The sequence below is a fragment of the Desulfosarcina cetonica JCM 12296 genome (assembly GCF_001311845.1).
In the GTDB taxonomy this organism is placed as follows: domain Bacteria; phylum Desulfobacterota; class Desulfobacteria; order Desulfobacterales; family Desulfosarcinaceae; genus Desulfosarcina; species Desulfosarcina cetonica.
Genome location: NZ_BBCC01000102.1, coordinates 1 through 22,061, shown reverse-complemented (window position 1 = coordinate 22,061; position 22,061 = coordinate 1). Strand labels below are relative to the sequence as shown.

Below are 22,061 nucleotides of genomic sequence, written 5' to 3'. Positions count from 1 at the left end.
TTTTTTTTGATCCGGGACAAGGACACATCGGTGATTCCAAGGTAGCTGGCAAGATGGTAGGCTGGTATTCGTTCGGCAAGTTGGGGATTATCCTTTAAAAAGGTCTGGTAGCGTTCCGCCGCCGAGTTGATCAGAAACTCGTATTCCCGGAGGAACTTCTCGCCGGCAAGTTTCTCCGCATAGGGCAGGGCGAATTTCTCCCAAACCCCATGAGCCTTCAACCATCCATAAAAACGGTCAAACCCGCAAAAGAAGAAAATCGTGTCTTCCATGGCGGCAATGCTGAAAAGACTCTCTTTTTCTCGGGCATAATGGGCCACCGGCCAAACCAGCTCGCCCTCCTGGTAGAACCCCTTGTTGAACTCTCGGCCCTTGAGGTCGGTGTAAAAGAGCCGTATGAGGCCCTTGTGGATGAAATAGATCCGGCTCCACTTTTCACCGGCGTGGACCAATATCTCTTTTCGGGAGCAGTGCTTTTGGACAAAGAGACGCGACAGTTCGGCCAGCGCATCGCCCGGGGTGAGGCTGTTTGGGAAGACTTTTTCCCTCAAGATCCTGTCGAGGAATTCTGTTGGCGCAAGTTTCAACGCATTTTTTCCTGTGTCAGGTTGCCGGCAACCTTAAGCCTTATTCCGCCGCGATCCGCCATGGTCACGCCCTGGGGTCACCAGGAAGATAGCGCCGGTGATTTTCCGGTAGGCTTCAGATGTCCGCTCGCCGGGGATACCGTCCTCTTTCACAAAGATTCCCGGAAAGGTGTTAAGCCAACGTTGGAGGTCTTTTACCCGCGCCACGACCCATGCGTCATCGGATTTTTGCATTGCGTAGTCGACAATGAGCGGCCCTTCATCCGGCCGGGGAGAGGGTTGATCGATAAACGTAATCTCCCCGATTTCCGCCAAACGTCGCAGCAGCACGGCGGCACCGCATTGCTTGGAGATGGCATTGTCGGACCACGTACCATCGGCGATGTACTTTCCACTTCTGTAATGATGAGAAAAACTCCAGAGATAGGGCGATAACACATGTTGATGATACAGACGATACCCCCATCCATTATAGCGTTCCAATTGGTAAAGGGTTCCGGCCAGGCTCCAATCGGTCTTTGATCCAAGGCCTTTCAACGTAAGCGCATCCCGCGCGCTTTCCTCCCAAGTGAAGGGGGGCGCACCTTTCTTTGGTCTGCCTTCGGGTACTTGCACGGTCCGGTGGGTGAGTGGATCGCCGTTGTGCAAATGCTTCGCAAAATTGAGACTCGCTTCCATGTTATGGATCACGGAGACAAATCCCCATGGAATGCCCAGGGGGTCGCCGACGTTTTGATAGCGCGTTTTATTTGCCTGCAGTTTTTCGACAAGTCCATGGACCATCTGCATGCGTTCCGGCCGGATGGAACACGTATTGAAGAGGTTTTCATATTCACGCCGCAGGGTATGGGTAAATTGAACACTTGGCATGTTTCACCTCCTTGATATGACCACGAAAAGATGGCTGTCCCTATTTTTCCCTAATCCTGAATTCCTTGAGCGGCACTTGGCTCTCCCATTGCGGTAAACGGGCCGCGGGCCCTTCAATCCGTACGAGTGAGGGTCGGCGGTCCGCAAGTGAGTTGATCTTGGCCCACAGGGTCGTATCTCCCCAAAATTGCGGGGGTGTGTCGGCTGCGGCCACCGACGCAAAGATTTTTCCCGGTGTTTGGCAACCGGCACGGATCGCGGCAAGAATGAGGGTCTCGAGCCGCCCCAAACCGGTTGCCGGGTCGGGCTGTTCCTGCAGCCATCGGGTTATCGCCGCCGAAACCCATGGCAAGGGCGCGTCGGCCTTTTTCGACAGTTCGCTGAGCAGAGTGATGTCTTGCGTGGCGAAGGCCTTGTCCACGATGGCGGCGAAGCTGAATTGTTCGTCGGTGACCGCATGCCGGCCAGGATAGAGGGCGGCAAATTGTTCCGGCCGCAGTTGCCCGAGCCCGTGGAAGGGGTCGATTCCGGGAAATGTATCCACACAAAGAAGATCCACGTTTCGGATCTCTTTGAGGGATAGGCACGAGAGAATATGCACGAGCATGGACTGATCAAAAAGACAGGCATCGAACCACAGGACGATACGCTCAAAAGTGGCGGCTTCAACCAGTTTGTCATACTGGTGATGCAGGGTTTTCAGAACGGAATCCCACGTCAAACCGCCCGCGGTGAAGGTCTCCAGAAACAGCGCACGATCGTTGAGCGTCTTCTCCGTCGGCCAGCCTGGCTGCCGTGGGCCGTCATAGAGAATGTCATGCCAGACGAATACTTCCCCGGGAAGCCGGCCTGTTCCAAACGTCCACCGGCGATGTCACCGCTGGTGATGTGTAGCACATTGCCCATCTGTTTTCTCCTGTCGATTGACCGGAATCAGGGGTGGATCATACGCGGATTGCGTCAATGGACGGCGATCCAACCTTCGAGCCGGCAACATTCCGGATTCTCAGTCCGTCATTCCGTAAAGCCCCGTTTGGCCATGGCATCTTTGTTCAGGAAAGACGCCATGCCTGTTTTCATCCTTTTGAAGCCGTGTTTTTCATAAAACCCTTCCTTGCCGGGACTCGCATAAAGGATGACATGGCAATTGGATACGCGTGATAAAATTTCTTGAATAATGCGTTTTCCCAAACCCTGTCCCTGGTACTTTTCAAGTATGGCGACATCATACACGGCGGCTTGATAGGCGCCATCCGAGATGGCCCTGCCAAAACCAATCAAGTCTTCACCATCATACAAAAAGACGGTGCAAAAACTGGCTTCGAAGGCTTGCCGATGTTTCTCGGGGCTGTAGTGCGCCATTCCAACGGATTCTAAAATTTCCGAGACCTTTTCCCAATTTATGTTCGTGCATTCTGTTTTTATTTCAATGTTCATTTGAACGCTCTTTTTTTTTGCTATTCTAAAGCCGAATTGGATCCTGTCGTCAGATCTTCAGAATCTACCGTTCTGTTTGGCCTTTTCATACCAATCCTGACCGGCATACATCGCATCCATGCATTCCGGGCACAACCCATGACTGAAACTTGCATCCGTATGAAGACTGATATAGGTTTCTATCTGGCTCCAGTAACCTTTATCGTCCCTGATTTTTTTACATTTGGCGCAAATGGGCAAGAGACCGCTCAGCGTCTTTACTTCCTCAACGGCTTCTTTCAACTCTGAAATCAGCTTTTCACGTTCTTGTTGGGTTTGTTTCGTATGGGTAATATCCCGGATGGTCTCGATGGCACCGATGACATTTTCCTGTGCGTCATACAGTCGGCCGACGGTGGCGGCAAAGTATCGTCCGTCGTCCCCCATCAATGGATGGTAAGACTCGCTTTCCATTACGACGCCATTATTATCTTTCAACGTCAAAAACGTTGACTCCCATTTTTTGTCGCGCTTCAATACCAAATCGATCAGCATCGGTCGGCGTTTACCATAAAAGGGAACCGCATATGCGTAATCCCCTTTTCCGATCATATTCTTCTTCTCAATGCCTGAGACCCGTTCCATCGCCAAATTCCAGGCAATCACGCGACCTTTGGTATCGATGACCCAAGTGGGGTCGGGGAGGAACTCAATAATGTCGGCAAGTCGTCTTTCCGAATCGGCCAGCGCCCGCTCGGCGATTTTTTGTTTGGTAACGTCCCGAATGTATTCCACGATGCCGGTCACGTTTTCTTCATCATCAAACATCGGAAATGCATAAACCTCCAAGTCACCGGTTTGTCGGCCTTCCTGTAACAAGGGGAGTGTCTGCATTTCAAGCCGTTGGTTGGTAATGGCCTGAATGGCAGGGCAATTCACGCAAGGCTGTTTCAGGCCGCGATAAATCTCGAAACAGGTCTTGCCCTGCAAGGGCAAATGTTCGGCATACCATTCTATCATGGCCTTATTGGTATGAACGATCTTCAACTCCGGGGTGAGCACGCTGATGCCGTCTTGAATGGAATCGAATACAGATGCCAGGAATCGTTCTTTTTCCCGCAATAGGTTTTCTGCTTTGATACGCCGGTCGATTTCTTTTTCAAGGGTCCATGTCTTTTCCTGGATTTTTTTTTCAAGCTCATCCGTGTGAAGTAAAATTTTACCTGCCAGCGGTTTCATGACGAACCAAAAACCAAAGAGTGTCAACAGATACATCAAAAAAAAGAGGATACCGATACGGCTCATCTTCCTGTACAACGGAAAATACAACTCCTTTTGGTCTTGCGTAATGATAAGCCCCCACTTGGTTTCCATTACCGGCGTGTAGGCCAACAATGTATCGGAAAGGGTATCAATTCCGGTTTGTCCGGCGATTGCTTTTTTAAAAACCTTTGTGATCGTATTTAAAGCATCCGGCTTGGCCAGCCCATCAACATCGATCGGTTTTGAGGGGAAAAGGCGCGTAACGGCGTCATCGGATGGGTAGCCGACGATGATCCTGCTGGTGTTTCCGATGGGTTTGGAATCGGCGATAATGGCATGCAATCCTTCCGTGCCAAACAGTACGATATCCGTACCTTGGCGCTCACCCTGGCGGCCTACGATGGGGGCACTGACAACAATGTACGTTCTCCCTTTAAGGTGAAGGGGTTCTAGGGTAACGATATCACGGATAAGGGTGCCTTGGGCAAACGTCATCATCATCGATAAGATTGAGCCCTTTCCACACGCGGCAACGATCTGCATCCTACGATCCAACCGCAGGATGCAGAGGATGTCTTTGGACATATCCATGGCATCCTGTAATTTTGGCTGGGTAAACGCGTTCACTTCTTTTAACGAGATAAGCCCCTGGTTATATTTTTCAAGCGCCTGCCGAATTTGGGTGCGGCTGGTGATTTGCCACGCCACCGCTTTTGTTCTTCGACACCACTCGCCGATTGTCATCGCCCGCGTTTGAGCGGCATGGAGAATGTTTTTATCCTCTGCCGTTTTCAAATAACCAAACAGCGCGAACGAAATCGTTAATGCTAAAGAAATCACCAACAACAAAAGCGCCGCCGCCAAGTAGAAAAACAAGGCTTTTCTTAGCTTGGCCGAAGACACGATGGGGTTATCATTGGGTCCCATGCAGTTGCCCTTTGGTAGACAAGTTTATGACATCCAAATTTCAATACCGTATTTCATCAACGCATGCCAACCAACAGATTCATTCAAACGCATATTTTCATGCCGCCAATCCGCACCACCCGGAAATCCGCCACGCCGTTGTCGGAAATTTCAACGGGCGCGCCTTCTCGACGGTTGCTTGCCTTCATGGATCGTTCTCCCGTGTCGGTCGCCATGGACAAATTGCGCTCATTGCGCCTGTTGCGCGACAGGGGGTCGGGCATCCCGGATCAGGCCAGATACGTATTCCGCAGTTGTTTTTTTGCAACCAAGCGCCCAGGGCCCCGGCTGGTATCCATGCCGGGAAGCGGAGGTCTACAAGAATTTCAAGCGAAAACAGGACAGAAACGAATCAAAGGAAACGGTAATGAGAAAACCTTGTTAGCAATCCTGATCGTGACATCCCTGGCGACGGCCTGTGCCGTGGTGCCCGCAGATCGGTACGGTGGCCTTCCGGGGGTGGTAATCGCTCCTATTTTGCCACGGCTCGTTATCTTCGACGATGAGCCGTACTATTTCCAAAACGGTTTTCACTATCATTATTTAAACGACCCGTGGTATTACGCTCGATCGAGAAGAGGGCCATGGGCCTTATTGCCGCGGGACCGCTCTCCCCACGAGGTCCGGTTCAAACACCACGATCGGGACCGGGATGATCGGAACGACCGCGACCACCACCATGATCATCGGGATCGCGATGACTGGAACCGAAGATAAAATCAACTTAACCAACGCAACCTGAATTCTATCCGGGTCCAATTTTGTGCATGTCCAATAGAGAGAACAACCAAACGCTTTAATTGGGGATAATAAGAGATATGAAAGATTACCTTACGCATGTCTATTCGGATCTGATCGTCGAAGTGGACAGTTCGTTGCTATGGGTGACGCTGAACCGACCTCAGTACTCTAATGCATTTTCGGACCAGATGATTATAGACCTTTGCCGTCTGCTCCGGGAAGCGGACTGGGATGATGACGTGCGCGTCATCATCCTGACCGGAGCGGGTAAGCATTTCTGTGCCGGCGGCGACGTGAAGGCCATGGAAGAAAAGACAGGCATGTTTGCCGGTGATCCGGAGGAACTCATGCGTAGATACACAAAGGGTATCCAGCAGATTCCCATAACGATCGAGTCCCTTCACACCCCGATCCTCGCAATGGTCAACGGGGCTGCGATCGGGGCCGGATGCGACCTGGCCTGCATGTGTGACATGCGGATCGGCTGCCGGCATTCCAGGTTCGGCGAAACCTTTGCCAAGCTGGCCCTGGTGCCCGGGGACGGGGGCGCGTTTTTCCTACAGCGAGTGGTCGGATATGCCAAGGCCATGGAACTTTCCCTTACCGGGCGGGTTGTAACGGCAGAAGAGGCCCTTGCCCTCGGCCTCCTGAATACCCTTGTCGAAGAAGCTTCTCTGAAAGAAGAAACTGAAAAAATCGCCCAAACGATTTCCGGCAATAGCCTGTCGCAGTATCTATGATCAAAAAAGCGATCCGTCAGGCTCGGACTGCGGAAATCAGCGGACATCTGGATTTGGTTGCCGCCTTCCAGGGTATTACCCAGCGAACGGCCGATCACTTTGAGGGGGTCAGGGCGCTTAAGGAAAAAAGAAAGCCTCACTTCAAGGGCCAGTAGACCACATATTATGGGGACTTTGGCAAATATACGTGAACGATGGTTCCTTTTCCCATTTCCGATTCAACATGAATCCAGCCATGATGACGATTGATGATACCTGATGCTGCGGCCATGCTCAGCCCTCTACCGATAAATTTGGTGGAATAAAAGGGCTCGAACAGCCGCCTTAACGTATTGCCGTCCATGCCAGAACCGTTGTCTTCAAATGATAGACAAACATAGTCGCCGGGGACAAGTTCGCCTTTTATATTTTCTGGGATAGCGTTCCAGAATAACAGACGGCTGCTGATTCGAATGCTCCCTGAATCAACGATGGCCTCATTCGCATTGGTAATAATTGCTGTCATGACTGTCTGAATCTGAATCAAATCAACATCAACCGTCACGGATTCATCGGCCAAATCCACGCTCAGTTTCACAGTCTCTTTAATGGAATTGTTGATTGACGGTAAACTATCGATCAGTAGCGACTTTACGGAAACAACTTGGTTGGCGATGTATGTCCCCTCGCGTGCATATGATGTCAACTGGCCGGTTAAATTCGACATCTGTTCGATTATGGGGCGGGTGCGCGCGAGGTACTTCAGGATTTCAGGACTGTCCTCGGCAATCATGGAGGTGAGATCAATACTACCCATTAAAACCTGTAGCGCATTATTGAACTGATGGGCCACACCGCTGGCCAACGCAGCGACGGTTTCCATATTTTGGGCCTGCAATAGCTGTTTTTCATAGTGCACCAGTTGGCGAGTTTTTTGTTCCACCTCTTTTTCTAACCCCAGCTTCTGTTCTCGTATCATCGACGAATAGATCAGACTTTCGATGCCATTGGATGCATTACGGAGGATGATAGACAAAATCTCAAAAGAAGTATCGGGGTATTTTGATGTTTGAGAGGGAAAAATCCCGACAAACAGTCCTCTTATCCGCGAATACGTGGCCATTACATGGAGCAAAAGCTTACGACTGCCGTCTTTTGAGTTCAATGTGATCCAACGCCGTTCACGGATTGCCCAGGCAACGAATCCATTATCGATCATAAAAGACATCTCGTCTTCGAGTGACACCCTTGCGTTGTCGGGTAAACAGACGGAAATATGCAAATCGGAGGTCTGCTCATCCACAAGATAGATACCACAAGAATCGAATTGCATGATACGCGCGATGCGTTTAACCGTTTCCTGAGCAACGTCTTCAGGCGTGCATTCACCGTTAACTTCCTTTTGGAAGTCGCCTAAAGTTAACGCATATTCTAGGGCATTTTGAATAAAACGAATCCGGTCGGCACCAAGATCTTCTTCTATCATTGTTTTTTCGTTTACATCCATCAACGTTACTTTGATATATCACTAAAAATGGCGTCCATTGGACTGAATTGATGAATAATCTGACTGAAAACGGTTTTTATTCTGTCGATTGAATTCGTCATATTATCTAGGATATGATAGTCAAAATGGGGAATTGATCGCTCGCCGCTGCTTCCTATTCCCAGCCCGTGCGAAATCATGTCTGCCAAGTGGACAATGCCTGCTTTTTGTGGGTCGTGTGCTTTACTGGGTGCATGGTGACATACAATGTCAGACGTCAACTCGCTGGGTAGATTCCATTTTGTCAGCAATAACTTTGCAATTTGTGGATGCGCCAGTCCAAATATCTTTTTTTCAGCCTCGAAGATAGATGCGTTGGAAACAAACCCAGATTCCAAACAGACTTTCGCATGCTCCGGATAATACTTGCACACGACCAGTTTACCGATATCGTGCAATAACCCCGCAACAAACAATTGCTCGGTCTGCGCCAGGTTGTTCTGGGCAGCCAGTATTCGCGATACCATGCCGCAAGAGAGACTGTGCCGCAAAAAAGCATCCATGTTAAGGATATCCTTGGGAATGTCTTTAAACGCCTGCATTACACAGATACCGAGCGCCAAGCCACTGATTTCTTTCGTCCCAATAATGGTCACAGCGCGGGATATACGGTCGATTTTGGACGGAAAACCATAATACGCGGAATTGACGATCTTCAAAAGTATGGCGGTGAGGCTGGGGCTCTTAGTAACAACTTGGGCAACATCGTTTGAGGTGGCAAGGGGATCATCAATGACTTGGTTGAGTTCTTTTATTATCGTTGGCGCGTCGGGCAGTTTAATGTCGCTTTGATCAATACGGTTTTTGAGTTTCTCCGGCTTGCTCGGGATTGGGTTCTCCGTGCAGGCATGACAATTTAGCGTCGGACTATTCCCAAATGCACCTTTTAACCGATGAATCAGCGAATTCTTATATACTTCTCTTATCAAGGGATTTTTCAGATCGGCATTCTTGAAGACAAGATTGATGGCTTTTTTTATCCGCTCTAAATTTTTATCATCGATTGGCGGAACGTCTTCATCCTTCTCGTTTGCGCTTCCGACGATACTAACCCCCGATATGCCCCATATCTTTAATATCCGAATGTGATTCGGAGCAATTTTTTGCCCTTTGGACAGCAGCAGACGCGTGTTCACGTCATGAACATCCGCATCCAAGACCATCCCTTGTTTCAAATTGTCCACTGCGATATAGGCCATCGTTTTTAACCCAAGAAGTCTTCACCAATATGTTTTGCAAATTGGCGTAGATAAAATTCGTCCTCACTTCCAGTATCGTCTAAATATGAAAATAACTTAACACATTTAACAGATGACCAATAGTTAGACAGACTTGATATAAAAACAGGGACTTACGGTTAGTCCGCAAGCCCCTGTTTTTATTATGGTGGAGATGAGGGGGATCGAACCCCTGGCCTCAGCGTTGCGAACGCTGCGCTCTCCCAGCTGAGCTACATCCCCATAAATTAATTCGAATGGCGATTTTGTTTGTTTAGGCCTTTTTTCGAACGGAGTCAAGAGATTCGGTTTCCGTCGGTCGATTGACCAGCTTGGCCTTTTCACGGAGGGCATTCATCACCAATAGCGTGCGCTCATTAACCACTTTTTTGAACTTGGCCATCAGCGATGGTCTGAGCGGCGTAACCCGGGTTTTTTGAGGTTGTTGGGATTAACCGGGGTGCCCTTGATGCGGACTTCATAATGCACATGGGGACCGGTGGCGAGGCCGGTTTGCCCCACCCGGGCGACAACCTGTCCCTGCTCAACAAGTTGCCCGGGTTTTTTGAGCAACCGGCTGCAATGGCCGTAGTAGGTCTCATAACCGTTGGGATGGCGGACAATCAGCAGTTTGCCATAGCCGTTTTTCCATCCAGCAAACGTCACCTTGCCATTGGCCGTGGCAAGAATCGGCGTGCCGGTCGGCGAACCGTAATCGATACCGGTATGCGCCTTGTACCGCTTGCAGATCGGGTGAAACCGCCGGATCGAGTAGCCGGAGGTCATTTTGCCGAATTTCAGGGGTGATCGTAAAAACATGTTTTTCAGCGGTTGGCCGTTCTCATCGAAATAGTTGTCGAAATGACCGTCGTTGAACAGAAAGGCGGAATAATCCTTTTGATCCGTTTCATATCTTGCGGCAAGGATCTTCCCATACCGAACAAAGTGTCCGTTGCGGGAAAATCGTTCATAAACCACCGCTATCCGATCGCCTTTACGCGGGGCGGTGTAGAAATCGATATCCCAAGCAAAAATGTCTGCTATCATCCCGCGATCCGCTGGGATTCGCCAAAATCCGCGACCGCCTGATAAAGCGAAGAGTTGATGGTGAAGACCTTGGAGATGACCGTCTTGTCCAGGGCGATTTCCCGCTTTTGGACCGTGTAGCTTCCATCCTTTTTCTTGATGGCCTCGTATTCATCCGTCAAACTGGTTTTGTAAACGAATTTTTGAATTTCATTCTGGTCATTCAGGCTGACCCGGTAAATGTCCTTGGGTTTGGCACACCGGAAATCAAAAACCGGCCTGAAAGACCGGGAAAGCGAGAGCACCTCGGAGGGCGGAATCTCACAGGACGTCAGGGCTTCATACAAAGTGCGGTGGCTCAGGACGCCCTCCTTGATATTATACACCGCCGGCGCTACTTGGAGATGCGCTTTGGGCCGCAAGTGTTTGGTGGCGGGGGGTGTTTTCTGGGGTAGGGAGGAAAATTGGAGATTGGATGTGGCCGCCGGCTCCGGGATGAAAAAAAACATGGCGCCTATCAACGCGACACCACACAGACCTGCAAGCAAATTCAGTTTCCAGTGCATTATCAGCTCTTTCCTTTCGAACGGTTGGCGATCTACAAGGTCTATCGGGCATTCCAGCAGCAACTTTAGCTTGCACATCGGCCATTTAACAAAACCACTATCGGCAATCAACCGCTTTTTCTGGGGTTCATCCGACCATCGGCGTGAAAACACCTGGTGGGCGCGGCAAAAGCGGGACGGAACGGTTTTAAACAGGCCCTGATCGGGGAAATGACTGTCGGCTGTCCCGAAAGGCTTTCCCGTCAACGGATTTGAAAGGCCTGGTGCCAGCGGTCGGCGCCCTCGGAGAGCAGAACGTCGTCCCGATTGATCTGTACAACAACGATATTATCCACCGACCCGCCTTCTTTGATCAAACGGTTGTTGATCACCACAAACCGATCGGAGGCCTCAGGCGCCCACACCAAGGCCTGAAGATCGATACGCGGATCGTTTCTGGTAATGGTGCCGTCCTTGGGTGCCGGTTGTGGCGAAGCGTCACGGTTAACTGGCGCGGGTGCCGGTGGGCTTGTTTGTCCGCTAGAGGCGGTCATCGGCAAGGGTGCGCCAGCAGGGGGTGCCATCGGTCGAGGCGCCACCGCTTCAATCTGCGGCAATTGGAGCGGTGCAGGAGGCGTGGAAGCAGCCGGCGTCCTTGGCTGGATCGCGGGTGGCATGCTTTTGGGTTGAATACGACCCGCAGGACCTGGCGCTGGCGAAGGTTGTGCGGTCGCCTGTGGCGGTAGGGCCCGCAGCGGTTCGGCATCATCTTGATCCGAGGCGGCAACCCCTACGGGGGATTGGGCGCTTTGGGTGGATGGGATTTTTACGGTGACAACCGGTCCGCTTGACACTGGGCGGTGAAGCCAACTGTAAACGACCACAGCCGCCATCAAGGCGATTACGGTACCGATGGCCCGCCACCACCACTTCTTCCTTGTGGAAGATGCCGGCGGTAGCGAAGGCGCAGGCCAGGGCATTTTAGGATCCTCGTTCATGCACGATTCCTGCTCGGCTTTTTTCAATGCATCCAGAATCGAACTCACGGGCCACCGCTCCTGTTCATAGCGCTTCTTTTCGTTTTAACGGTCATTGTCATCGATGGTTGTCATCCCGGTGGAAGATTCCGCAGATGAGGAATCTTCAGGGATGGATCTTCGTTGTAGAGCACGATCTTCGTCAGGGGGCCCACCTTACCATCGACCACCAATCCATTGCGCGCCTGGATCGTCTCAACAGCCGTACGGGTGGCGGCATCATAGGTCGGGGTCATCTCCGCCACGGGGAAGCCCCTGGTCTTAAGATACATCTTGAGCGCCAAAACGGATTCCCCGGATGTGCCACTGGGAATGGTCCCATCGAAATGATGATAGTTTTTCCAGAAAACATAGGCCACCCCGTTCCATATCCCGGACAGTTCCGTCGGTTTAAACGTCTCGACGTTCACACCACTTGCGAGTTGGATGGCTTCGGCATCCAGGGTCACAACCGCCATGTAGCGGGTCGCCTGACCATCGCCGGGAATCAGTCCCACAATCGCCGGCAGGTTCAGTTTGGCAATTAAACCGAAATCATAATCGATGCGCAAGACCTCAAAGCCATTGAAGCCCGCGGCCGTGCGAAAAAATATTTCAACGTCGGCATCGGCCAAGTCCGGAATCCAAGGGGCGCGCCGCATTCCAACGGTTCAGGACCGCCGTCAATGCCCCGATCCGCGAGGCGACGGGTTCCATGGCCGCAAGCCGGGCGGATAACCCCGGCCCCGCGTCGGGCGGGCTGGGCAGGGGCAATGAGGGGCGCTGATGTGCCCTGCTTGTTCACCGGTGCGGTGGGCCGTGGTTGAGCTGGTGCCGGGGTCAACGTTGATTCGGCTGCCGGAGGGACCGGCATTTTATGATGGATGGCAGGTGGTGGAAACCCAAGTTGCGTCGGGTTGAGAAGGATCTGGCTGGTCATCAGGCCGCCAACCAACACAATCAGCACCACGAGCAATCCGATGATCAACCCCTCGCGGTGAAAACGCGGGCGCAGGGACCGTTTGCGACCGCCATCCAGCTCGCGGATCGCCTGCCGGACAATGCCGTTGGTGACACGCGTCCTGCCCAAGGAGAAAGCGGTCAACAGCGCCCGATCGCAGGCGATATTGATCAGGCGGGGCACCCCCCCGGTATATTTGAAAATCGAGCGGTACGCCGCACGCGTAAATTCCAGCACCGTTTTCTGCGAAGCGATGTGAAGGCGGTGCTGGATATATGCCCGGGTTTCAGCCGATGTCAGCGGAATGAGATGACAACTCAAGGTGATGCGCTGGCTCAACTGGCGCAGGGCATCGGATTCCAGCAAGGCGCCCAGCTCCGGCTGTCCCACCAGGATAATCTGCAACAGCTTGCTGGTGGTGGTCTCCAGGTTGGAAAGCAGTCGCAATTGTTCGAGCACATCGGCACTCAGGTTTTGGGCTTCATCAATCAGCAGGATGACCCGTGTGCCTTGGGCCATTTTATCCAGCAGAAACGCGTTGAGGCGGTCGATCAGGGTTTTCAGCGAATCGGTGTCGGCTGTGGGAATACCGAACTCGTCGTTGATGGCTTTGAGCAGTTGCAGGGCGTCCAGCTTGGGATTGAAAATGTAGGCCGCCTCCGTGTCCTCGCCCAGGTTTTCCAGGAACATGCGGCACAGGGTGGTCTTTCCGGTGCCCACTTCGCCGGTGATTTCGACAAACCCCTCCCCGTACTTCACCGCGTAGTTGAGGTGCGCCAGCACCTCCTCGTGAATACGGGAAAGAAAGAGGTACGCCGGGTTGGGTACCAGCTTGAAGGGTCTCTCTTTTAAGCCGAAAAAGCGATTGTACATGGCTATGGATGGACACGTTAAAAGTTGTGTTCCGGCAAGACCTGACGCGCCGATCGTCCAGGCAGACAACCGTTAACCGGCGAACGGACCCACGGCCGCCTGCGCCCGGCAGCCTCGGGTGGCCAACCTCCCGTCGGGGGAATGGGGATTGGCTGGCGGCGGGAACGGTGATGGCTTTATTGAGCGATTTTGCTGTTCCGATTCTGAATATAGGCGTTGCGAAACGCCGTATAAGGATCCAGGGCAGCGTTTTTCAGGGCTTCGTAATCCCCGATGTGAAAAGAGGTATCGTTGACCCGTTTGAGCCCGTAAAGCGAATAACTGGTCTCTTTTCGGTCAAGACACCGGCTTCCACCTGTGTCAGCTGCATAAAATTGAGCGGATTCAACGCCCAATCGCCGATGGTTCCCACCGTGTCGCGCAGGGTGGACGGCCCCAGAACAGGCCAGACGATATAGAACCCATTGCCCATGTGATAGTGGCCCAGGTTTGGCCAAAATCCTCCTCCGGCGGCGGGTTCAGACCGGGATAGTTTTTGGCTGGATCGAACAATCCCGCCACCCCATAGGTGGAGTTGACCAGAAAACGGCCAAATTCGGCTTCAGCTGACTCTTTTTTTCCCTGCAACAGGCAGTTGACCAAACGCACCGGCATCAGCAGGTTGTGCAAGAAGTTCTTTACCCCCACACGCACCGGAGAAGGAAGCACTGTCCGGTAACCCATCGCAACCGGTTTCAATAACCAGAAATACAACTTGTCATTGAAGGTGAACATGACGCGGTTGAACCGGAGATGGGATCGGCCACGGCTTGGATGGTCGCCTCCTGATCGGATGCGGGTCCATCCTCGGTGTCAAAGGGATCAAACGGCACCCCTTCCGTCTCGACGGGGGCTGGATGGACGGTTGTCTCTGAACCCGCCGCCCAGACAATCGCGTTTATCGGGAGGGTAAACACCAGAACAAGGATCAACATTTTGATTTTATTTGTCATTCTCTGCCCCTGCAACAGAATTGTTAACCGTTGGCCGATAGGCGATTGTTTTGCTCGGTCAATTTCGCGTTGAGCATCTCGATCAGCGTCGCCGGTTTATCTTTCTGCAGGATACTGGCGAATTGGGTTCGATAATTCTTGACCAGACTGACACCTTCCACGATGATGTCATAGACCTTCCATTGGCCGGCATTGTTCTTCAGCAGGCGATAGTTGACCGGAACCTGGACCGTTTTCCTCAGGATCTGCGTCTTTACCTCCGCATATCGGTCCGAAAACAAATCCTGACCCAGGTAGACGACCTTTTCATTGTGGTATTCGCCCTGGATCTTGTCAATGTATGTGTTACCCAGAAACCGGGAGAAGACGTCGGTGAAGGCAGCTTTCTCGGATTCGCTGAAATCAATCCAGTTTCGTGCCACTGTGCGTTTTGAAATCTCAACAAAATCAAACATGGGCTCCACCATCTTCCAGATCTCTTCCCGCTGAACGGCCTTGGTTCCCGGCACCTTGTACTTAGGGTCGTTAAGAATGGCGATCAAGGCATCGATGGGCTTCCGGATGGTTTCCATGGGATCCGGGGATGTGGCCACCGACGGTGCCGCAACCAATAGAACGAGTACCAGCATGCTGGCGATGGTTCTGGCAAACATTTGAAGTCTCCTCCACAAGCGTTGGTTTCCCAGACCTTCGGCATCCCTCAACGTATCTTTAGGGTTCGCGCCGAATTTTTTACGAATCCGTCAAGGTGCATTGCGGCAATGTTATTTACCGGCACTGCCGAAAACATATTTACTCACCAACGCCTCGATGTCCAAGGGTGGCTCGGTTTCAATGATCATGTCGCCGGACTTGAGCACTCGATCCGAACCGCCCGGCGTCAAGCTAATGTATTTGTCGCCGATCAGGCCGGAGGTTTTCACCGATGCGATGACATCATCGGTAAGGGTGACCTCTTTTTTTATTTTCATGCGCACGGCGGCCATCTGTCGTTTGTTGTCGAGCCAAATATCGGTCACCTGGCCGACGTCCACACCCGCAAGATCCACCTGGGCACCGGTCTTTAGTCCCGATATCGACGTGAACCGGGCGTTCAGAAAATAGTAGTCGTCACCGAACCATTCCATTTTACCGAGCTTGATGGCCATGTAGGCCACACAAATCAGCCCGATGAACACAAACACCCCAACTGACGTCTCAACTGATACTTTTTTCATCTGTCCTCCGGCGACCGTTTTAAACCTGTACGGCGCCCTTCCTGCGAAGCTGCTATAGTTCGCCGAGAGCGTTTTGCATGTCTTCCGGAACCTGCCCCCGGATGAACTGGCGAATCACCGGCAGGGGGCTTTCCTGGATCTCTTCAGGCCGTCCCTGAAATATAATCCGTCCCTGATCCAGCATGGCAATCCGCTGGGAAATGTAAAATACGTCGGGAATTTCATGGCTGACCATCACGCCGGTAAAGCCATAGGTTTTCTGGTATTGGAGAATCATGGCGTGGGCCGCATTCTTACGGATGGGGTCGAGTCCGGTGGTCGGCTCGTCAAAAAGCACAATTTCCGGATCGGTCACCAGGCGCGCGCCATGGCCACACGCTTTTTCATGCCGCCGGAAAGCTGGGACGGATAAAGGTCTTCGATGCCGGTCAGGTCCAGCTGGGTCAGTTTTTCACGCACGCGCGCCTGGATGTCATGAACGGGGAGCTGGTTTTTCTCCTTCAGCGGCAGGGCGACATTTTCGTAAACGGTCATGGAATCGAAAAGCGCATTCCCCTGAAACATGTAACTGAATTTCATCTTCACGGCCCTGCGCTCGGCGGCATCCATGGCTTGGACCGCCCGGCCGGCGAACAAAATCTCGCCTTCATCCGGTTCCAACAGGCCGATGATATGTTTGAGCAAGACGCTTTTGCCGATACCACTTTTGCCAATGATGGTGGTCACCTCTCCACGGTAGATCGACAGGTCGACCCCCTTGAGGACGGCATTGTCGCCGAAGCGCTTGAATACATTTTTGAATTCGATCAACGGTTCGGTCATGGGCCACTCATAGCAGAAACGAGGTCAGCACATAGTCGAAAACCAGAATCAACACGCAGGAGGTCACCACCGCCGAGGTCGTGGAAAGACTGACCCCTTTGGCACCAAAACCCTCCTTGCGCAGGTGGGTGGTGTATCCCTGGTAGCAGCAGATGGTCACCACGATGGCGGCAAAGCAGAACGCCTTGATGAACCCGCCATTGATATCCTGTACCAAGACGCTGGATTCGACACGTCCGAAATAGACCCCCGAATTGATCCCCAACAGCACCGACCCGGTCAGGTAGCCACCAAGGATCCCCACCACATCGAACATCGCCGTCAGAAAGGGAAAACTGATCAAGGCGGCGCCCAGACGGGGGCTGAACAGGAAGCGCACCGGTTGATATCCATGGTTTCCAAGGCATCGATCTGCTCGGAAATGCGCATGATGCCGATTTCGGCGGCCATTGCCGATCCGGCACGGGCCACCACCATGATGGCGCTTAATACAGGCCCCATCTCACGAATCAGGCTCAAGGCCACGGCAGCGCCGAGCATGCCCTCCGAGCCGAATTTGACCAGGGTGTAGTATCCTTGAAGCCCCAGGACCATTCCGGTAAACGCGCCGGTAAGGCAAACGACGAAAATCGATTTCGAACCGATGAAATAGATCTGATCGACGATTTTTTCTGCCTGAATGGGAACGGAAAAAAGATGCAGGAGACCTTGGAGGAAAAAAATCGTCGTCCGACCCAGTTCCTGAATCGGCGCGATGACCATACGGCCCAACCCGGCCAAAACGTTTTCGATTGTATGATATTGAAGCATTGACTCACCACCGCTCCAGGTTCGCCAATTATGACGGATTCGTGTACAACGGAAAAAAGGATTAGCCGAATTAGCGGGTAATGTAAAGTCAAGAAGCCGATGTCCGTGCAAGGGCGACGCCATCACCAAACGGTTTGACGAACCGTCAGGATTGGGTTAATGCATAGCGATGCTGGTCACTTGTCGAGCAAGGAGCGCTGCCCATGCCGGATCTACTCGCCGCTCTCCAAGGGGAACCGGGAACCTATGCGCTGGTTTTCCATTGTGACGCGCCAGTCAGCACCCGAGTGGGCCGTCTGGGGTTGATCCGACTGCCTGTCGGGTATTGGGTGTATGTGGGCAGCGCCTTCGGCCCCGGTGGGTTGCGCGCCCGGCTGGGCCACCACCTGAAACCATCGGCTCGCCCGCATTGGCATGTGGACTATATCAAGGGCGCCATGATCCCCGTGGCCGTGTGGACCACGGTTGATCCACTTAAACGCGAGCACGCCTGGGCTGCCGTGCTGTCCGGCATCCGCGGCGCACGCTGCCCCGTCGCCGGTTTCGGGGCGTCCGATTGCGACTGTCCGGCACACCTGGTCCATCTTTCCCACTGTCCGAGCCTGTCCGGCTTTCGGGCCCGCATCCGCCGCATGGACCGTTCCCATGCCCCCATTCGGGGTTTCGCATTAAGGTGATCACGGATCGCCATGCTCGATGATGCTCCGTCGATTTGATTTTGAGATAATGTTCGTGATTATTGACTTCCCGCAAGGCGTTCTCTAAAGTGGTGCCCGATTTCTCCCCATTTACCGTTTCTCTAAAATCCGACAAAAGGAGAGTGTCATGACCCTGCCCGTCAACACCATCGATGACCTGGATCAACCGCAAACCGCCCGTCTGATCATGGATGTGATGCATCGGACCATCATCCATTACGCCCTCTGGTTCACCGAAATCCGCCATCAGATGGGTATGGAAAAGGCCCTTGAATGCCTTTCCGAGGCCTCGTCGAGAAGTCTTGGCATCCAGCTCAAGCGGCTGGGCAAAATCCTGGGCTTCGAGCTGCAGGACGGTATTCCCGTTCCCCTGCTGAATATGGATAAAAAAGAACTGGCCGCTTTGCTGGATGGCGCCTCGATCAACTGGCTGGCCAACGATGGGGTATGGTTCCAGTCTGTGGAATTCACCAACGGCATGAACGATGCCAAACGCTGTAACGACTCCTGCTGGGCGCACTTTTCCCCCTTTGAAGCCTGGGCCATCCGGCGGTTTCTTGACCTCGGCGACCAGCCCGGCCTGGATGGCCTGAAAAAAGCGCTCAGCTTTCGTATCTATGCCCGCATCAATGTCCAATCCTTCGAGGACGACGGTCCCGACGCCTTTATTTTCCGGATGAACGACTGCCGCGTCCAAGCGGCCCGCAAGGCCAAGAATCTTGATGACTACCCCTGCAAATCCGGCGGCTTGGTTGAGTATACCTATTTTGCCCGCGCCATTGATCCTCGTATCCAAACCGAATGCATCGGCTGTCCTCCGGATGACCATCCGGATGCATGGTATTGCGCCTGGCGATTTTCCCTAAAACCGTAATCCGGTCAAGGATTCCTTTCCCTACCGGGGAAGGCGGGCCGTCACCGGCCTTCCCCGCAAACCCGCTTTCACACACTCTCTTTCTCTGAAAAACCGAAAATCGGTCCATCTGCGAGTTCCCTGCCGTATCGGCATCCCCGTATTGACTTTTTCAATGCTTTTATTTAATCATAAATTTGATCAAATATTCGTCACCGATGACGGATCGGGGCTTCCCGGTAGCCCCGGCGATGCACTTTCTCAATTGCACAGGAAAGGACGCCATGACCCCCTCTGCAACCTCAACGACGTCGAATGCCGGCCACACGCGCAAGGCCTATCAGGGCATTCGGCAAATGCTTTTCCACAACGAAATCGCGCCAGGACAGAAAATCGCCTACCGGGATCTGGCCGAACGTTTGGGCATGAGTCAGACACCGGTCATCCAGGCGCTGAAATGGCTTGAATTTCAGGGACTCGTTCGCCATGAACGTCATCGCGGCTATTATACCGAGCCCATCAGCACCCAGGAAGTGGAGGAAATTTACGAATTTCGGGAACAAATCGAGCTGGCTTTGCTCACCCAGACCATGCGCCGCCTTGACCCGGCGGCGATCAAGCGACTGAAAACCGCCTTGGATGCCCACCTCAAAGCATCCCGGGAAGTCTATCTGCATGACCGACTGCTCAAGGACATGGAATATCACCTCACCCTGGCCGCGCTTTCCGGCAATCAGGTCCAGCAGCAGACCCTGCGCCTTCTGTTTGATCGGCTCTACCTCAAATACGGCGGCAACATTCTGTTTTCCACCTCCATGGACACGGCCGACACGGCCCATAAGGAACTGTTCAACCATATCCGCGACGGCAATCTGGCGGGCGCCAAAAGCGTCTTTCGAAGCATATCAAACACGTCAAGCGGCACGTCCTGGACGGGCTGGAGCAATTGATGAAGGAAAAGGGGCGCACCGGTTTCTGATAAAGCCATTCGGAACCGTCGGCGCGCATTGACATTCCGGGTTTAACCGGATTAACATAACCATCGAAATCATTCCGAACGATCCTGAACAGGCCATCCGTGCCTGTTTGCGCCATCCGCCGACAGCACGCGATGGCCTTCCCTTGCCAACAAGACCATCATCCGGCCCGTAAACCCGTATGTACGATCCTGCATCCATCAACGGCTTCCATGGACCATCGGAGATCCGGCCAACCCAGCCGGGGTCTCCATCCCAGACCGTTTCCATGGGCGTATGCCTGGGCGCCTCCACCGTTTCGGTCGCCTGCATCGGCAAGACGACCGACGACAACGACGCCCCAAAAACCGACATCCGGATTCTGCGCCATGGCAGCTATCCCCACGAAGGCGATCCGCGACAGACCCTGCTGAAGACCTTGGCGGATTTCGATCCATGGTCCTGCGACCGCCTCGTGATCACCGGTCGTCAGCTACGCGACAGCGTCAATCTCACCGCCATTTCCGAACCCGAGGCGGTGAGTCTGGCCTACCGCCTCCTGAAGCCCGAAGGCGTCGATTGTCCGGCCATCATTTCTGCCGGTGGCGAAACTTTCATGGCCTACATCCTCGACGCAACCGGCAACATCGCCAATGTGGTCACCGGCAACAAATGCGCATCCGGAACCGGGGCGTTTTTCCTGCAGCAATTGCGCCGCATGGACGTCACCCTGGACGAGGCGTCCCAATGGTCCCTGCAGGAGGCGCCCTATCCCCTGTCGGCACGCTGTTCGGTGTTCTGCAAGTCCGACTGCACCCACGCCACCAACAAGGGGATCCCCCGTTCACGGATCGCCGCCGGCCTCTGCCGGATGATGGCCCAAAAAATCCTCGATCTGCTGAGAAAAGTACCGCGGCGCCGGATCATGCTGGTCGGCGGCGTGGCGCGCAACCAAATGCTGGTGGCGCACCTGCGCGAACAGATCGAGGAGCTGATCGTGCCGGCCGAAGCCCCTACTTCGAAGCCCTGGGCGCCGCCATGTGGGCCCTGGACCACCCCACGCGCCCATTCACCGGTGCCGAAGCCCTCTTCCGGCGCCAGGCCGTGCGCTTCGAACAATTACCGCCGCTGAGCCGCTTTATCGGCCAGGTGACCTTCAAACAAATGACCCGGGCCACCGCCAAGGCCGGCGACACGGCCATTGTGGGCCTCGATGTGGGCTCCACCACCACCAAGCAGTCCTCTTGCGCCAGGCGGACAAGGCCATGCTGGCCTCGGTTTACCTGCGCACCAACGGTGATCCGGTGGCCGCCGCCCGGAGGTGTTATGCGGATCTGCTGGACCAGGTCCGCCGGACGACCGACCCGGAGACCCTTGCGATCGTCGGTCTAGGCGTCTGCGGCAGCGGCCGGCAGATTGCCGGGCTGCATGCCGGCACCGACGCGGTGATCAACGAGATCGTCGCCCACTGCACGGCGGCGGTGCACTTCGATCCATCCGTGGATACCCTTTTCGAGATCGGCGGCCAGGATGCCAAGTACACGCACATCACCGCCGGCGTGGCCTCGGACTATGCCATGAACGAGCCTGCTCGGCCGGAACGGGCAGCTTTCTGGAGGAGTCGGCCCGGGAAACCTTGGGCATCGCATTGACCGATATTGCCGATCTGGCCTTGCGCGGCAGCGCCCCGCCCAATTTCAACGATCAGTGCGCCGCGTTCATCGCCTCCGATATCAAAAACGCCATCCACGAAGGTATCGGCCGTGAGGAGATCGTCGCCGGGCTGGTCTATTCGATTTGTATGAACTATGCCAACCGCGTCAAAGGTCACCGGCCGGTGGGCCGGCGCATCTTCATGCAGGGCGGGGTCTGTTACAACCGCGCCGTTCCGGTGGCCATGGCGGCCCTGGTGGGTGAACCCATCGTGGTGCCGCCCGAGCCGGGCCTGATGGGGGCCTTCGGCGTGG

The 22,061-nt window shown here is 53.7% G+C and carries 27 protein-coding genes, 1 tRNA gene and 2 pseudogenes; 8 read left to right on the top strand and 22 right to left on the bottom strand.

Annotation, left to right across the window (positions count from 1 at the left end):
• The 6 genes from JCM12296_RS20635 to JCM12296_RS20615 all read right to left on the bottom strand — a co-directional run.
• Positions 1 to 587 (bottom strand): Crp/Fnr family transcriptional regulator (locus JCM12296_RS20635; protein WP_054697423.1); only part of this gene is annotated, 587 nt, incomplete at its 3' end.
• A gap of 33 nt (positions 588 to 620) precedes the next feature.
• Positions 621 to 1,457 (bottom strand): hypothetical protein, encoded by an 837-nt coding sequence (locus JCM12296_RS20630; protein ID WP_157067784.1) that lies wholly within the window; start codon positions 1,455 to 1,457, stop codon positions 621 to 623.
• Between the two features lie 40 nt (positions 1,458 to 1,497).
• Positions 1,498 to 2,178, bottom strand: a complete 681-nt coding sequence (locus JCM12296_RS20625) for a hypothetical protein (RefSeq protein WP_246804638.1) — start codon at positions 2,176 to 2,178, stop codon at positions 1,498 to 1,500.
• The gene (locus tag JCM12296_RS45130; protein ID WP_246804636.1) at positions 2,175 to 2,363 is read right to left on the bottom strand and encodes a hypothetical protein; all 189 of its coding nucleotides are present in this window, start codon (positions 2,361 to 2,363) and stop codon (positions 2,175 to 2,177) included. The genes JCM12296_RS20625 and JCM12296_RS45130 overlap by 4 nt, the downstream gene beginning before the upstream one ends.
• A 108-nt stretch (positions 2,364 to 2,471) precedes the next feature.
• Positions 2,472 to 2,894: a GNAT family N-acetyltransferase gene (locus JCM12296_RS20620; RefSeq protein WP_054697420.1), complete on the bottom strand. Its 423-nt coding sequence runs from the start codon at positions 2,892 to 2,894 to the stop codon at positions 2,472 to 2,474.
• A gap of 57 nt (positions 2,895 to 2,951) precedes the next feature.
• Positions 2,952 to 5,063: a PAS domain-containing protein gene (locus JCM12296_RS20615; protein ID WP_054697416.1), complete on the bottom strand. Its 2,112-nt coding sequence runs from the start codon at positions 5,061 to 5,063 to the stop codon at positions 2,952 to 2,954.
• Positions 5,064 to 5,920: 857 nt separating this feature from the next.
• Between JCM12296_RS20615 and JCM12296_RS20605 the strand changes: the two genes are divergently transcribed.
• Together JCM12296_RS20605 and JCM12296_RS42215 are read left to right on the top strand one after the other, a co-directional pair.
• A complete protein-coding gene (locus JCM12296_RS20605) occupies positions 5,921 to 6,583 on the top strand; it encodes an enoyl-CoA hydratase-related protein (RefSeq protein WP_218188189.1) in 663 nt (220 codons plus the stop codon).
• On the top strand, positions 6,580 to 6,738 hold the full coding sequence (locus JCM12296_RS42215) for a hypothetical protein (protein WP_218188188.1): 159 nt from the start codon (positions 6,580 to 6,582) through the stop codon (positions 6,736 to 6,738). Before JCM12296_RS20605 ends, JCM12296_RS42215 begins: the two co-directional genes overlap by 4 nt.
• Positions 6,739 to 6,746: 8 nt before the next feature.
• On the opposite strand, the gene JCM12296_RS20600 is transcribed toward JCM12296_RS42215, so the two are convergent.
• From JCM12296_RS20600 to JCM12296_RS20530, 16 genes and pseudogenes are all read right to left on the bottom strand, one after another.
• The gene (locus JCM12296_RS20600; RefSeq protein WP_054697411.1) at positions 6,747 to 8,048 is read right to left on the bottom strand and encodes an ATP-binding protein; all 1,302 of its coding nucleotides are present in this window, start codon (positions 8,046 to 8,048) and stop codon (positions 6,747 to 6,749) included.
• A gap of 26 nt (positions 8,049 to 8,074) precedes the next feature.
• Entirely contained in the window at positions 8,075 to 9,307 is a 1,233-nt protein-coding gene (locus tag JCM12296_RS20595) for an HDOD domain-containing protein (protein WP_054697408.1), read from the bottom strand.
• A 185-nt stretch (positions 9,308 to 9,492) separates the two neighbouring features.
• Positions 9,493 to 9,568, bottom strand: a tRNA-Ala gene (locus JCM12296_RS20590).
• 159 nt (positions 9,569 to 9,727) lie between these two features.
• Positions 9,728 to 10,372: a M23 family metallopeptidase gene (locus JCM12296_RS20585; RefSeq protein ID WP_054697405.1), complete on the bottom strand. Its 645-nt coding sequence runs from the start codon at positions 10,370 to 10,372 to the stop codon at positions 9,728 to 9,730.
• Positions 10,369 to 10,917 (bottom strand): hypothetical protein, encoded by a 549-nt coding sequence (locus JCM12296_RS20580; RefSeq protein ID WP_157067782.1) that lies wholly within the window; start codon positions 10,915 to 10,917, stop codon positions 10,369 to 10,371. Before JCM12296_RS20580 ends, JCM12296_RS20585 begins: the two co-directional genes overlap by 4 nt.
• Before the next feature lie 242 nt (positions 10,918 to 11,159).
• The gene (locus JCM12296_RS38660; protein ID WP_157067781.1) at positions 11,160 to 11,942 is read right to left on the bottom strand and encodes a general secretion pathway protein GspB; all 783 of its coding nucleotides are present in this window, start codon (positions 11,940 to 11,942) and stop codon (positions 11,160 to 11,162) included.
• 62 nt (positions 11,943 to 12,004) lie between these two features.
• On the bottom strand, positions 12,005 to 12,484 hold the full coding sequence (locus JCM12296_RS20570; RefSeq protein ID WP_054697396.1) for a peptidoglycan-binding domain-containing protein: 480 nt from the start codon (positions 12,482 to 12,484) through the stop codon (positions 12,005 to 12,007).
• Entirely contained in the window at positions 12,457 to 13,746 is a 1,290-nt protein-coding gene (locus JCM12296_RS36775) for an ExeA family protein (protein WP_083456354.1), read from the bottom strand. The genes JCM12296_RS20570 and JCM12296_RS36775 overlap by 28 nt, the downstream gene beginning before the upstream one ends.
• A gap of 176 nt (positions 13,747 to 13,922) precedes the next feature.
• A complete protein-coding gene (locus JCM12296_RS50675; RefSeq protein ID WP_054697392.1) occupies positions 13,923 to 14,141 on the bottom strand; it encodes an MlaA family lipoprotein in 219 nt (72 codons plus the stop codon).
• A gap of 35 nt (positions 14,142 to 14,176) precedes the next feature.
• Positions 14,177 to 14,520: pseudogene (locus JCM12296_RS20555) on the bottom strand (MlaA family lipoprotein); the annotation flags it as partial.
• The gene (locus tag JCM12296_RS38655) at positions 14,481 to 14,738 is read right to left on the bottom strand and encodes a hypothetical protein (protein ID WP_054697386.1); all 258 of its coding nucleotides are present in this window, start codon (positions 14,736 to 14,738) and stop codon (positions 14,481 to 14,483) included. The pseudogene JCM12296_RS20555 and the gene JCM12296_RS38655, both read right to left, overlap by 40 nt.
• Before the next feature lie 23 nt (positions 14,739 to 14,761).
• On the bottom strand, positions 14,762 to 15,391 hold the full coding sequence (locus tag JCM12296_RS20545; RefSeq protein ID WP_054697383.1) for an MlaC/ttg2D family ABC transporter substrate-binding protein: 630 nt from the start codon (positions 15,389 to 15,391) through the stop codon (positions 14,762 to 14,764).
• Between the two features lie 111 nt (positions 15,392 to 15,502).
• A complete protein-coding gene (gene mlaD / locus JCM12296_RS20540; RefSeq protein ID WP_054697380.1) occupies positions 15,503 to 15,955 on the bottom strand; it encodes an outer membrane lipid asymmetry maintenance protein MlaD in 453 nt (150 codons plus the stop codon).
• Between the two features lie 52 nt (positions 15,956 to 16,007).
• The gene (locus JCM12296_RS45125) at positions 16,008 to 16,310 is read right to left on the bottom strand and encodes an ATP-binding cassette domain-containing protein (RefSeq protein WP_246804635.1); all 303 of its coding nucleotides are present in this window, start codon (positions 16,308 to 16,310) and stop codon (positions 16,008 to 16,010) included.
• Positions 16,307 to 16,777, bottom strand: a complete 471-nt coding sequence (locus tag JCM12296_RS45120) for an ABC transporter ATP-binding protein (protein WP_246804633.1) — start codon at positions 16,775 to 16,777, stop codon at positions 16,307 to 16,309. Before JCM12296_RS45120 ends, JCM12296_RS45125 begins: the two co-directional genes overlap by 4 nt.
• 7 nt (positions 16,778 to 16,784) lie before the next feature.
• A pseudogene (locus JCM12296_RS20530) lies at positions 16,785 to 17,539 on the bottom strand (MlaE family ABC transporter permease).
• Positions 17,540 to 17,790: 251 nt separating this feature from the next.
• On the opposite strand from JCM12296_RS20530, the gene JCM12296_RS20525 reads away from it, so the two are divergent.
• The 6 genes from JCM12296_RS20525 to JCM12296_RS45110 form a co-directional block, all read left to right on the top strand.
• Positions 17,791 to 18,264, top strand: coding sequence for a GIY-YIG nuclease family protein (locus tag JCM12296_RS20525; RefSeq protein WP_054697377.1), 474 nt, complete (start codon positions 17,791 to 17,793; stop codon positions 18,262 to 18,264).
• Between the two features lie 148 nt (positions 18,265 to 18,412).
• Complete coding sequence (locus JCM12296_RS20520) at positions 18,413 to 19,159, top strand: DUF6125 family protein (RefSeq protein WP_054697374.1); 747 nt, start codon at positions 18,413 to 18,415, stop codon at positions 19,157 to 19,159.
• A 263-nt stretch (positions 19,160 to 19,422) separates the two neighbouring features.
• Positions 19,423 to 20,088: a GntR family transcriptional regulator gene (locus tag JCM12296_RS20515; protein ID WP_054697371.1), complete on the top strand. Its 666-nt coding sequence runs from the start codon at positions 19,423 to 19,425 to the stop codon at positions 20,086 to 20,088.
• Between the two features lie 208 nt (positions 20,089 to 20,296).
• Positions 20,297 to 21,226 carry a BadF/BadG/BcrA/BcrD ATPase family protein gene (locus tag JCM12296_RS42210; RefSeq protein WP_054697368.1) on the top strand — a complete coding sequence of 310 codons (930 nt, stop codon included), beginning with the start codon at positions 20,297 to 20,299 and terminating at the stop codon, positions 21,224 to 21,226.
• A 133-nt stretch (positions 21,227 to 21,359) separates the two neighbouring features.
• A complete protein-coding gene (locus JCM12296_RS45115) occupies positions 21,360 to 21,746 on the top strand; it encodes a hypothetical protein (RefSeq protein WP_246804632.1) in 387 nt (128 codons plus the stop codon).
• Positions 21,731 to 22,061: BadF/BadG/BcrA/BcrD ATPase family protein (locus tag JCM12296_RS45110; protein ID WP_054697363.1), on the top strand; the 331-nt coding region annotated here is incomplete at its 3' end. The genes JCM12296_RS45115 and JCM12296_RS45110, both read left to right, overlap by 16 nt.